General features: G+C 34.0%; 11 protein-coding genes. 4 read left to right on the top strand and 7 right to left on the bottom strand.

Annotated features, from left to right (window positions below; translation table 11 throughout):
- Positions 1–49 precede the first annotated feature (49 nt).
- Positions 50–1459, bottom strand: coding sequence for an aspartate ammonia-lyase (gene aspA / locus ABXT06_RS15305; RefSeq protein WP_354591524.1), 1410 nt, complete (start codon positions 1457–1459; stop codon positions 50–52).
- Positions 1460–1616: 157 nt separating this feature from the next.
- On the opposite strand from aspA, the gene ABXT06_RS15310 reads away from it, so the two are divergent.
- Together ABXT06_RS15310 and ABXT06_RS15315 are read left to right on the top strand one after the other, a co-directional pair.
- On the top strand, positions 1617–2195 hold the full coding sequence (locus ABXT06_RS15310) for a pentapeptide repeat-containing protein (RefSeq protein WP_354591525.1): 579 nt from the start codon (positions 1617–1619) through the stop codon (positions 2193–2195).
- Between the two features lie 141 nt (positions 2196–2336).
- On the top strand, positions 2337–3062 hold the full coding sequence (locus ABXT06_RS15315) for a DUF6090 family protein (protein WP_354591526.1): 726 nt from the start codon (positions 2337–2339) through the stop codon (positions 3060–3062).
- Positions 3063–3117: 55 nt separating this feature from the next.
- Here ABXT06_RS15315 and ABXT06_RS15320 read toward each other — a convergent pair whose 3' ends face one another.
- The 4 genes from ABXT06_RS15320 to glyA all read right to left on the bottom strand — a co-directional run bounded on the left by ABXT06_RS15320 (position 3118) and on the right by glyA (position 6898).
- The gene (locus tag ABXT06_RS15320; RefSeq protein WP_354591527.1) at positions 3118–3615 is read right to left on the bottom strand and encodes a GNAT family N-acetyltransferase; all 498 of its coding nucleotides are present in this window, start codon (positions 3613–3615) and stop codon (positions 3118–3120) included.
- 20 nt (positions 3616–3635) lie between these two features.
- On the bottom strand, positions 3636–4676 hold the full coding sequence (locus tag ABXT06_RS15325) for a GMP reductase (RefSeq protein ID WP_354591528.1): 1041 nt from the start codon (positions 4674–4676) through the stop codon (positions 3636–3638).
- Positions 4677–4918: 242 nt separating this feature from the next.
- Complete coding sequence (locus tag ABXT06_RS15330) at positions 4919–5512, bottom strand: MiaE family protein (protein WP_111376884.1); 594 nt, start codon at positions 5510–5512, stop codon at positions 4919–4921.
- 111 nt (positions 5513–5623) lie between these two features.
- Positions 5624–6898, bottom strand: coding sequence for a serine hydroxymethyltransferase (gene glyA / locus ABXT06_RS15335; RefSeq protein WP_354591529.1), 1275 nt, complete (start codon positions 6896–6898; stop codon positions 5624–5626).
- A gap of 109 nt (positions 6899–7007) precedes the next feature.
- Here glyA and fahA point away from each other — a divergent pair, with 109 nt between their 5' ends.
- Positions 7008–8291: a fumarylacetoacetase gene (fahA, locus tag ABXT06_RS15340; protein WP_354591530.1), complete on the top strand. Its 1284-nt coding sequence runs from the start codon at positions 7008–7010 to the stop codon at positions 8289–8291.
- A 105-nt stretch (positions 8292–8396) separates the two neighbouring features.
- Here fahA and ABXT06_RS15345 read toward each other — a convergent pair whose 3' ends face one another.
- Both ABXT06_RS15345 and ABXT06_RS15350 read right to left on the bottom strand, forming a co-directional pair.
- On the bottom strand, positions 8397–9581 hold the full coding sequence (locus ABXT06_RS15345) for an endonuclease/exonuclease/phosphatase family protein (RefSeq protein ID WP_354591531.1): 1185 nt from the start codon (positions 9579–9581) through the stop codon (positions 8397–8399).
- Positions 9582–9794: 213 nt separating this feature from the next.
- Entirely contained in the window at positions 9795–10835 is a 1041-nt protein-coding gene (locus ABXT06_RS15350; RefSeq protein WP_354591532.1) for an agmatine deiminase family protein, read from the bottom strand.
- A 183-nt stretch (positions 10836–11018) separates the two neighbouring features.
- Here ABXT06_RS15350 and ABXT06_RS15355 point away from each other — a divergent pair, with 183 nt between their 5' ends.
- The gene (locus ABXT06_RS15355) at positions 11019–12539 is read left to right on the top strand and encodes a choice-of-anchor I family protein (RefSeq protein ID WP_354591533.1); all 1521 of its coding nucleotides are present in this window, start codon (positions 11019–11021) and stop codon (positions 12537–12539) included.
- Positions 12540–12695 lie beyond the last annotated feature (156 nt).

A 12695-nucleotide genomic window follows, 5' to 3' on the forward strand; every position in this document is an offset into this window, starting at 1 on the left:
AGCCATCAGCAAACTGAGGACTTTTGTTTTGTTATTCTTGTATCAAAATCTATTTTGTAATAAATTTTGGGTGAATTAAATTCTCTAAAGAATAAATTTCATCCCATTTTTCTTGAGTGATTAATTTTCGCTCTAAAACGGCAATTTGATGTACGCTTTTACCTGTTTTTAAGGCTTCTCCTGCAATACTAGCACTTTCTTCGTATCCTAAAATTGGATTCAATTGCGTTACAATCCCAATGCTGTTCATCACCATATTGTAACAGTGATCTACATTTGCTGTGATTCCGTTAATACATTTATCTATTAAAGTCTGAATAGCATTTGAAAGATAATCCAACGAAGTAAACATGGCAAAAGCAATTACTGGCTCCATTACATTCAGCTGCAATTGTCCCGCTTCTGCCGCCATTGTGACGGTTAAATCCTGACCAATTACATAAAAACAGGTCTGGTTTACTACTTCTGGAATTACAGGATTTACTTTTCCTGGCATAATAGATGAACCTGGCTGACGAGCTGGAAGATTGATTTCGTTAAAACCTGTTCTTGGTCCTGAACTTAATAAACGTAAATCGTTACAGATTTTAGAAATCTTAACTGCAGAACGTTTTAAAGTTCCCATAATCTGAACATAAGCTCCAGTATCTACAGTAGCTTCTATTAAATCTGGTGAAAGTGTTAACGGAATACCAACCTCATCTCCCAAATATTTAACGCAAATTTCAGGATAACCTTCTGGAGCATTTACTTTTGTTCCAATGGCTGTTGCTCCCATATTGATTTCTAACAACAATTCCTGAGCATTTTTTAAACGCTGAATATCCTCGCCAATTGTCGTAGCGTAAGCTTTAAATTCCTGCCCCAAAGTCATAGGAACCGCATCTTGAAGCTGCGTTCGTCCCATTTTCAAGACTTCTTTAAACTCTTCTCCTTTTTTAGCAAAAGCAACTTCTAAACCTGCAAAAGTTTTAATGAAGCTTTCCATTTTAAGATACAAAGCAATTCTAAAAGCCGACGGATAAGCATCGTTTGTAGATTGCGAACAGTTTACGTGATTATTTGGATGCAGAAATTGGTATTCTCCTTTTTTATGACCTAAATATTCTAGACCGATATTTGCAATTACTTCATTGGCATTCATATTGACAGAAGTTCCTGCTCCACCCTGAATTAAATCGCTCACAAATTCCTTATCAAATTTACCTGCAATAACCTGATCGCTTCCGTAACATATTGCTTCAGCAATTTTAGAATCAATTGCGCCGCAATCTTTATTAGCCAAGGCCGCAGCCTTTTTTACATATCCTAAAGCTTTGATAAATAAAGGTTCTTTTGAAATCGGAATTCCAGTAATATTGAAATTCTCTACCGCTCTAAAAGTCTGGATTCCGTAGTATAAATGATTAGGAATTTCTAATTCTCCCAAAAAATCGTGTTCTTTTCTTGTTAGTTCCATATAATAAAATTGATATGTTTTGACTTAAAAAATAAGTGTAAAGCTACAGCATTTTATGCATTAAAAGTGTGAATGAAATCAAAATCATTTATAATTTGTTCCCATTATTCTATGGTAAATTATTACCTTTTCACCGTCAAATAATTATAGAAAAGGATTGAAAAAAGAAAGCGAATATTTTCTTGATAAAGAATACAATACAATTGTTTACGCCAAAGACGATCTTAATTTTAAAGATTTTGAAGGTTGCGTTTTTAACAATTGTAATTTTTCTGCATGCACTTTTCTGGCCGTTACTTTCATTGATTGTATTTTTAATGATTGCATTTTCAGCGAAGCAAAAATTAATTATGTGGCATTGAGAACGGTTACTTTTAACCGATGCGAAATTAAAGAAGTTAATTTCGCTATGTGTGATAAACTAATTTTTGAAGTTCATTTTAACGATTGCATCCTCGATTTTTCTAAGTTTTATACTTTAAAATTAAAAGGAACTCCGTTTACCAATTGCAGTTTAATTGCGGTAGATTTTATGGCAGCAGATTTAACCAGCGTAATTTTTGACAATTGCGACTTATACCGTTCAGAATTCAACAAAGCCATTGCTAATAAAGCTGATTTTAAAACAAGTTACAATTACACTATTGATCCTTCTAAAACTAAACTGAAGAAATCTATTTTTTCTTTGAGTGAAGTAAAAGGTTTACTGTTTACGCATGATATTATTGTGAGTTAGTCAAACTCTTTGTACCCTACTAAATAAATCTTATTCTATTATTTTTATGGCTTTTACCAGCTAAAGCAAGCCGCTACTCAGTGTAATTTTGCAAAAATTTTCAACAACGAAATCAACTAAATAAGTAAAGGTTTAAAAAAAATGGCAGAATTAGAAGCGATTAAGCATCTTAAAAAAATCGATGAAATAAGAAAGGATAAAGAGAATAGTACTTTAAAAAAAATTAAAGAGATTAGCTTAGAAATTTTTATTATTGTTTTTGCAGTTTCTTTATCAATTAAATTACATGAATGGAGTGAGCATAAACGCGAACAAGAGGAAGTTAAAGAATTCTTAATAGGACTAAAATCAGACATTCAAAGAGATATCAAAAGCACAAAATTTATAATTACACAATATGAAAAATATGGAAAATTATACACTTCACTTAGTCAATTAGACAGAAATAAACCTTTTAACCAAGACTCTTTAAAAAAGCAACTAATATTAGTTAATAGTAATATCTACTTACGACCAAATATTTATCGATTTAATGGATTTGTTTCTTCAGGAAAAATTGGAAACATTGAAAATGATTCTCTTTCTGTCAATATTTTGAACTTTTATCAAGGAATCCTTTCACAAATCAACTCGTCAGAGTCTGGCTGGCTAACACGCCAGAAGAGTCTAAGAGCCTATTTAGAAAATACAACTAATCCAGAAGATTTAAAAGATAATTGGCAAGCCTTAACAACTCCAAAAGGTAAATATTTAACAAAAAATTTAATCCCTTGGCAAGAAATTTATGATCGTTACAACTATTTTATTGAAAATGGCGAAATAATTATCCAACAAATTGATAAAGAATATAATCTAAGTAAACAATAGTCGATTAATTGCAAACAAAAAATGCATGATTTAATTTTAATCATGCATTTTTTGTTTATAGCTTCTTCTCCATCACATAATCTTCCATCAAATAACCGTTCCCAATTTCTATATCAACGGTTTCTTTAATCTCGAAACCTACTTTCTTATAAAAATCTAATGCTGTATTAAATCGGTTTACGTTTAATGATAATTGTTTTGAATTGTTTTCCAGAGCCAGTTTTTCTATAAAATCAAATACTTTTTTCCCATAACCTTTTCCTTGTGCTTCTGGCAACAAGTAAATTTTATGAATTTTCGTAATGGCTTCATTTTTATAATTATGCTCAATTCCGATAAAGCCAATTGTAGATTCAGAATCAAAAATGAGATAGAATAATTGTTCTTTATTCTCAATTTGCTTTGCTAAAGCCTCATCAGAATAAAACAAACCTAGCATATAATCTAATTGTGATTGCGATAAAATTTCACCGTATGTAATAGGCCAAGTGATGTTTGTAATTTTCTGAATTGTACTGATATCACCTAACCCTGCTTCTGAAATGCTAATCATAATGTATTTTGAAGTATATTTTATTTTTTAAAAACTTGATTTTCTTGTTCGCTTACGCGGATGAAAGTCGTTCGTTTAGTCAATTCTTTTAATCGTGAAGCTCCTACATATGTACAGGTACTCCTAATTCCGCCTAATATATCTAAAACAGTATGAATCACGTCTCCTTTAAATGGAACCTGAACTGTTTTTCCTTCACTCGCTCTGTATTCTGCAACACCACCAGCATGTTTGTCCATTGCAGTTTTAGAACTCATTCCATAAAATTGCTTGAATTTTTCGCCTTTCACTTCGATTAGTTCACCACCGCTTTCGGTATGTCCGGCAAGCATTCCTCCCAACATTACAAAATCAGCACCAGCGCCAAAAGCTTTGGCAACATCCCCCGGAGTTGTACAGCCACCATCGCTGATAATATGTCCGCCTAAACCGTGAGCAGCATCAGCACATTCGATAATGGCAGATAATTGCGGATAACCGACACCTGTTTTAACACGTGTAGTACAAACAGAACCAGGTCCAATTCCGACTTTTACAATATCAGCTCCTGCTAACAGAAGTTCTTCGGTCATTTCTCCTGTTACCACATTTCCAGCAATAATTATTTTGTCTGAATATTGTTTACGAGTTTTCTTTAAGAATTGAACAAAATGTTCCGAATAACCATTTGCAACATCAATACAGATAAATTTCAGTAGTGGATTTGCAGTTAATATTTTTTCGATCTTTTCAAAATCTTCTTTTCCTGTTCCCGTACTTACAGCAATGTAATCGTAAAAATCTGGAGTTGCATTTTTTAAGAAATTATTCCATTCTTCTAAAGTGTAATGTTTATGAATGGCAGTAAAAAGCTTTTCTTTTGCCAAGACCTTTGCTATTTCAAAAGTTCCAACGGTATCCATATTAGCGGCCATAATCGGGATTCCTGTCCAATTTGCAGTACTGTGTAAAAACTTGAAATTTTGTTCTAGGGAAACTTCAGATCTGCTTTTTAGCGTTGATCTTTTAGGTCTAAACATTACATCTTTAAATCCTAATTTCAGGTCCATTTCTATTCTCATAGTTCGAGATTTTGGTTACTCTCAAATGTAAGAATTTATGATTTTAGATTTCAGATATTAGATTAACAAAAACTTGAACTTTTGAACAATTAGGTTGCTAGTTCGCTTTCGCGAAAGCTCGAATCAAATATGATGTTTTGAAAATTTGATATACTTTGCGTGGCTTCGACTTCGCTCAGCCTGACAAACCTAAAACGTGAGAATTGGAATTTGGAATTTCTAAAAATTTGAATTTATTTTCTTTACCCGTGAATCGTTTCGTTTTTTCCGTAATTGGTAATGATAGATTCTTCAAATTCTAACCATTCTCTCCAACGTTTTTCAACATCAATTCCAACTCCGTATTTACGAGCGTAAGTGATGAAAGTGGTATAATGTCCTGCTTCGCTTTCCATCAATTCTCTGTAGAAAACAGCCAATTCTTCATCTTGAATGTTTTCAGAAAGCACTTTAAAACGTTCACAGCTTCTTGCTTCAATCATAGCCGAAAAAAGAAGTCTTTCTACAAGACCAGAAACACGGCTTCCGTCACCGCTTCTTTTCATGTATTGATATAGTTCGTTTACATATTCATCTTTGCGCTCACGGCCTAATTTCAATCCTCTTTTGATAATGATATTATGCACTTGTTCAAAATGATCAACTTCTTCTTTTACCAAAGCCAATAAATCCTGAACCAAATCCTGATGTTCTGGATTGTTGGTAATAATCGTAATTGCGTTCGTTGCAGCTTTCTGCTCGCACCAAGCGTGATCTGTTAAGATTTCTTCTATGTTTTTCTCAACAATATTTACCCATCTTGGGTCGGTTGGCAATTGTAATCTTAATACGCCCATTTCTAAAAGTTATGAGTTATGAGTTTTAAATTTTGAGTTATAAAAGCAAAAATCGAAAGTCAAAATAAGACTTTTGACTTTCGACTTTAAAAACTCTATAACTTATCTTAATTAATACGCAAAAATTGGTCTTTCGCTCATTAATTCGTTTACTTCTTCAGCAACTTCTTCGATAAGATCTTCGTTTGTATGATCAGCAAGAACTTTATCGATTAAAGCTACGATAGTTTCCATATCTTTTTCAACTAAACCACGAGTTGTGATTGCAGCTGTTCCAACACGGATTCCAGAAGTGATAAATGGAGATTTATCGTCAAAAGGAACCATGTTTTTGTTTACTGTAATTTCAGCTTTTACTAATGCATTTTCAGCTTCTTTACCAGAAATACCTTTATTTCTTAAGTCAATAAGCATCATGTGATTATCAGTTCCGCCAGAGATAATGTTGTAACCTCTTTTTACGAAAGCATCAGCCATTGCATTTGCATTTTTCTTTAATTGCATTGCATAAGTAAAGAACTCATCTTTAAGCGCTTCACCAAAAGCAACCGCTTTAGCAGCGATAATGTGCATTAAAGGTCCTCCTTGGTTTCCAGGGAAAACAGCTAAGTCTAATAAAGAAGACATCATTCTGATTTCTCCTTTTGGAGTTGTTAATCCTTGTGGATTTGGAAAATCTTTCCCCATTAAAATAAGACCTCCACGTGGTCCTCTTAATGTTTTGTGAGTTGTTGTAGAAACAATATGGCAATGTGGAATTGGATCGTTCATTAATCCTTTTGCAATAAGACCAGCTGGATGAGAAATATCAGCAAATAAGATCGCTCCTACGCTGTCAGCAATTTGTCTGAAACGAGCAAAATCCATATCGCGAGAATAAGCAGAAGCTCCAGCGATGATTAATTTTGGCTGCTCTTTAGTAGCAATTTCTTGAATTTTATCATAATCTAAACGACCAGTTTCAGCATCTACACCGTAGAAAACTGGACGGTATAAACGGCCAGAGAAGTTTACTGGAGAACCGTGAGTTAAGTGACCTCCGTGAGATAAATCGAAACCTAAAATAGTGTCACCAGGATTTAAACAAGCGTGGTAAACAGATGTATTTGCCTGAGAACCTGAGTGAGGTTGTACGTTTGCATATTCAGCGCCAAATAATTCTTTAGCTCTGTCAATAGCAATCTGCTCAATAACATCAACTACTTCACAACCTCCGTAGTATCTTTTGCCTGGATAACCCTCAGCATATTTATTAGTTAAAACAGACCCTGCTGCTGCCATTACTTCATCACTTACAAAATTCTCAGAAGCAATAAGCTCTAGTCCGTGAATTTGTCTTTCTTTCTCCTCTTGGATAAGATCAAAAATTTGTTCGTCGCGTTGCATTTTTTTGTTTTTCGTTAATTTCACGCAAAAATACAAAAAAACGTTTGTCAAACAGCTAGATTATGATATATTTGACATGTAATTTTTCAACAAACAATTAACATTAAACATGCCAATAACCGCCAACGATACCAATAGAAAATCATGGTTAGAAGTGCCACAAAATAGCGACTTCCCTATTCAGAATATTCCTTTCGGTGTATTTCTTACCAAAGAAAATGTCGTTACAGTAGGAACACGAATTGGCGATTATGCCATAGATTTAGGGGCTTTGCAGCAATTAAATTATTTTGAAGGAATTGAATTAACCGATGATATGTTTATGCAGGATACGCTAAATGATTTTATTTCTGATGGAAAAAAAACATGGCGTCTGGTGCGAAATCGCATAGCTGAGATTTTCGACGAAACCAATCCGCAATTAAGAGATACAACAAAACATCGCGATATTGTTATATTTAAAATCGAAGATGTAGAGATGCAATTACCAGTTTTAATTGGTGATTATACTGACTTTTATTCAAGTAGAGAACATGCTACAAACGTAGGAAAAATGTTCCGTGATCCAGATAATGCTTTATTGCCAAACTGGCTGCACATTCCGGTTGGATATCACGGAAGAAGTTCTACAATTGTTCCTTCTGGAATTCCAGTTCACAGACCAATGGGGCAAACTTTACCTGCTGGACACGATACGCCAGTTTTTGGGGCTTCTCGTTTAGTAGATTTCGAATTAGAAACTGCTTTTATCACGACAGATGTAAATGTAATGGGCGAAAATATTTCAACTTATGAAGCTGAAGATTATATTTTCGGAATGGTTTTACTAAATGACTGGAGTGCGCGCGATATGCAAAAATGGGAATATGTGCCTCTTGGACCATTTTTAGCTAAGAACTTTGCTACTTCGATTTCACCTTGGATTGTGACTATGGATGCTTTGGAACCTTTTAGAACTAAAGGACCTAAACAAGATCCGTCACCGCTTCCGTATTTACAAACAAAAGGAAAAAAAGCTTTTGATATTCATTTAGAAGTTTCTTTACAACCAGAAAATCAAGAAGAAACGGTAATTTCAAAATCTAACTTCAAGTACATGTACTGGTCTATGGCTCAGCAATTAACGCATCATACTTCAAACGGATGTCGCGTGAATTCTGGAGACATGATGGGTTCTGGAACTATTTCTGGTCCAACTCCAGATAGTTTTGGTTCTATGCTGGAATTAACTTGGGGAGGAAAAAATCCACTTAAACTGAGTGACGGAAGCGAACGTAAATTTATTGAAGATAATGATACTGTTATTATTCGCGGTTTCTGTGAAAACAACGAAGTAAGAATTGGATTTGGAGAAGTTTCAAGTCAATTATTACCTCCTTTTACAAGACAATGAAGAGCAGAGCAATCTGAAGAGATATAGAAATACAAAAAACCTTGGAAAGCCAAGGTTTTTTTATGCTTTAATATTTAATCTTGAAAAAATTGAAAGAAAAGCTATTTATTCTAAGATCACCTTTACCCAAACCAAACGATGATCTGAACTTGATTCCCGTTTTTCTACCAATTCTGACATTGGCTGACCTTTTGCAGGCCAAAATACGCCGCTATTGACTACCTTAAAACCAAGTCTGGATGGCAATACATAATCAGCTCGCATTCTCCAAAAGGCTGTATGATTAACTCCAAAAGGATTTTTAGGGCTAAATTCAGCACCACCTTTACTAGCAGGCGTAAAGTCGCTATTAATTTTTGGACTGTCTATTAAAGATTTTACACCTTCTCTCATAGCATCTCCTTCAACTGGTGAAGCGTTTTGATCACCCATTATGACAAATCGAGAATTCGGAGACAAACCACCTTTTACCCCCTTATCATCATAAATATACGAAGCCGAATTGTCTGAAATATAATCTCTCCAAAATCGGATTTCATCATGATTTCTTTTTCCGTTTCGATCTTCATCGCCATCAAAAGTAGGAGGAGTTGGATGACTGACTAAAACATGAACTGTTTTATCCCCAATTTCTACAGGAACATCCCAGTGAGATTTTGAAGACAATGGAAATTCCTTCCATGCTTTCTTACTGTACCAATCCGTTCCATCTGCCTTTTTGGTAATCAATGCTCCTGGCATATCTTTCCATTTAAAATGTTGAAAAGTGCGAACCGCATTAACATCAATAGGATATTTAGACAAAAGCATCATTCCATATTGTCCCGGATACAAACCAAACGCCCACGCATCATTTCCAAAATTATCCAACTTTCCATCATTGTTCAAATCGTAAGGACTTGGCTGGCCAGTATTCACTGTTGAATAATAGTAATAAGGATAATCAATTGCTGCGGCTCCACCTTGGCTCACATTCAAGTAATTTTTCACAAATGCCTTTACACCAAGTTCAGGATCTTTAATATAATCAAATTCGTTTAGCAAAATAACATCCGGTCTAACGGTCTGAATAATCGTGGCAATATTTCTAATTTGAGTATTATTTCCTGAACTAAGTTGCTTAATCAATATTTGCTCCGATTTTCCCATTGCGCCTTTTGGAGAATAATTATCAGATTCCATACTTACATTGTAGGTCGCAAATGTAAGTTCATTTTTTTTATGTGAATCAGACTGCGAAAAAAGAGCTCCGGAAGAAAGCACGGAAAGGATAAAAAATATTTTCTTCATATAAAATTAAATCTGCATTTCTGCATTGTTGAACATACGAATATAAGAAGGATGTCGGGACACACGGCAAATCTCTCTGTTAAATATACAACAAAAAAAAGCTGCCACTTTTGATGACAGCTCAAATAATATAAGAAAGTCTCTGTATATCTGATCATTTTATCACAGATTAAAAAATCAAAACGATTATTTTATAATCTGTAACTACTATTTTTATGCAGGAATCTGCTGACTTAAGCAATGTAATGTTCCGAATCCCCAGATAAAATCAATACAACTGATTCCGATAACTTCTCTGTCTGTGAAACATTCTGCTAAGATATTTAATGCTACACGATCATTGCTGTCGTTAAATGTAGGCACTAAAACGCAATTATTCAAAATTAAGAAATTAGCGTAACTAGCTGGCAATCTTAAATCTTCGAAATCTACACGTTTTGGCATTGGTAATGCTACAATTACAGGCGATTTTCCGTTTTCTAATTTTGCATTTTGAAGACGTTTCAAATTATCTTGCAAAGGTTTGTAGTTTGAATCGTTTTTATCAGTTTCTACAATCGTTACAATCGTATCTTCATTTACAAATCGGCACAAATCATCGATGTGTCCGTGAGTATCATCACCTTCTATTCCATCTCCTAACCAAATTACATTGGTTACTCCGAGATATTCTTTAAAAACTGCTTCGTAATCTTCTTTCGTAAAACCTTGATTTCTAACTTGAATTGTTGGGTGCATCAAACATTCTTCAGAAGTCAGCAAAGTTCCTTTTCCGTTTACGTCGATAGCCCCACCTTCTACAATTACAGGTTTTCCTTTGTACATAACCTGAGTTAGCGGAACATCAATAAAATCAGCTACTTTACCCGGAACATACTTATCTAATTGATAATTTTTATATTTTGCCCAACCATTAAAATTAAAATTCAACGCTTCTCTTTTTGAACCATTTTTCACAATAATTGGTCCAGAGTCACGCATCCAGCTTCTATTGGTTTTATGAATGATATATGAAACATTTTTAAGATTCACACGGGCTCTTTCAAGCATATCAGCAACTTTTTCTTTCAGTTTTTCATCGGCTACAACCAAAAAAACAGTTTCAAAAGTGGCTACTTTTTTTATAAACTCTACAAAAGCCCATTGAACGGCTTCGTATTTTCCTGGCCAATCGTTACCATTGTGCGGAAAACACAATACAATTCCTTGCTGTTTTTCCCATTCTGCTGGAAATCTTCTATTATTTGTTGACATAAATAGGTTCTAATTTAGAAAGTGCAAAGATAAGCATTCGTTAGGATTATAAAACATTTGATTAAAATTCCTGATTATTTCACAAAACTTATCCTGCAAAATTTAAGTTAAAGATTAAATAATACAGCCTTAATATTTAACAGAGAGCTCAGAATTACTTTTGCCAAAACTAAAAACTAACACATGAAAAATTTATCTCTCTCATTATTAGCAGCTCTATTTATATTGGCAAGCTGTAACAATGATGAAAATTCAAACACTGAACCCGAAGTTGTTGTAAATGAAAATCCAGGAACTTTTAAAGAAATAGGTTCTATTACAATTGGCGGAGAAGCCGCTGCTGAAATTTCTGCTTACTGCGAAAAAACAAAACGCCTTTTTACTGTAAACAATAGTGGAGTAAACCAGATTGATGTTATTGATATTACAGATCCAACAAAACCACTAAAAATCGGAAAAATTGATTTAGTTGCTTATGAAGGTGCTGCAAACAGCGTTTCTGTTTTTGACGGAAAACTGGCTGTTGCTTTAGAATCTACAGTAAACAAACAAGGAAACGGAAAAGTAGTTATTTTTAATACTTCAGATTACAGCTTGATTAAACAAGTAACAGTTGGTGCTTTACCAGATATGATTACTTTTTCTCCAGACGGAAAATATATTATGACAGCAAATGAAGGCGAGCCAAATACAGATTACACACAAGATCCAAACGGAACTATTTCTATTATTGAAACTAGCTCTTATAATGTAACAACTTTAGATTTTGCTTCATTTGCTGGTCAAGCAGAAGCCTTGAAAAAAGATGGTTTCAGAATTTCAAAATTTGCTAAAACTAGTTTTGCTCAAGATATCGAACCTGAATACATTACAATTTCTGATGATTCTAAAACTGCTTGGATTACTTTACAAGAAAATAATGGTGTTGCAAAAGTTGACTTAACTTCTAAAACCATAACTGCTATTTATCCACTAGGATTAAAAGATTACAACACTGCTGAAAATGCAATTGATGTAAGCGATAGTGACAACAAAATTGCTTTTAACCCTTGGAAAGTAAAAGGTCTTTATATGCCAGATGCTATTAGCCATTTTACTGTAAATAATACTCCATATTTTGTTACTGCAAATGAAGGTGACGCAAGAGAATACACAGCTTATACAGATGTGAAACGCATGAAAAGTTTGACGCTTGATGCAACAGCTTTTCCAGATGCCGCTACTTTAAAATTAGACACCAATTTAGGAAGATTAAATCTTGTTGCAGACATGGGAGACACTGACGGAGATGGAGATTTAGACCAAATGGTAAGTTTTGGAGGAAGATCGTTTTCTATCTGGAATGGAAATACAGGAAAAATCGTTTTTGACAGCAAAAATGATGTTGATAAAAAAACAAATGAATTAGGTACATACGACGATAAAAGAAGTGACGATAAAGGTTCTGAACCAGAAGCTGTAGTCGCTGCCAAAATGGGAAGTCAAAACATTTTATTTGTTGGTTTAGAAAGATCGGATGCTTTTATGGTTTATGATGCTACAAATCCAACTGCGCCTCAATATTTACAAACTGTAAAAACAGGTGATGCTCCTGAAGGCATTCTTTTTATTCCGGCCTCAAAAAGCCCTACAAAAAGAAGCTTGTTAGTAGTAAGTAGCGAAGGAGACGGATCTGTTAAAATTTATCAGCCTGATTTAAAATAATAACTCTTTTTTAGGATAGCCAAAAGGACAAAATGTGAATTTTGTCCTTTTTTTATGCATTCTATTGTACTTATTTTAACGGATTTACACAATTAAAAGCTAAAATATGGGAATTATGTAAGGGTATATACAACACATTCTAGAATTCGACTTCTA

The organism is Flavobacterium sp. UW10123 (assembly GCF_040538975.1).
Lineage (GTDB): Bacteria > Bacteroidota > Bacteroidia > Flavobacteriales > Flavobacteriaceae > Flavobacterium.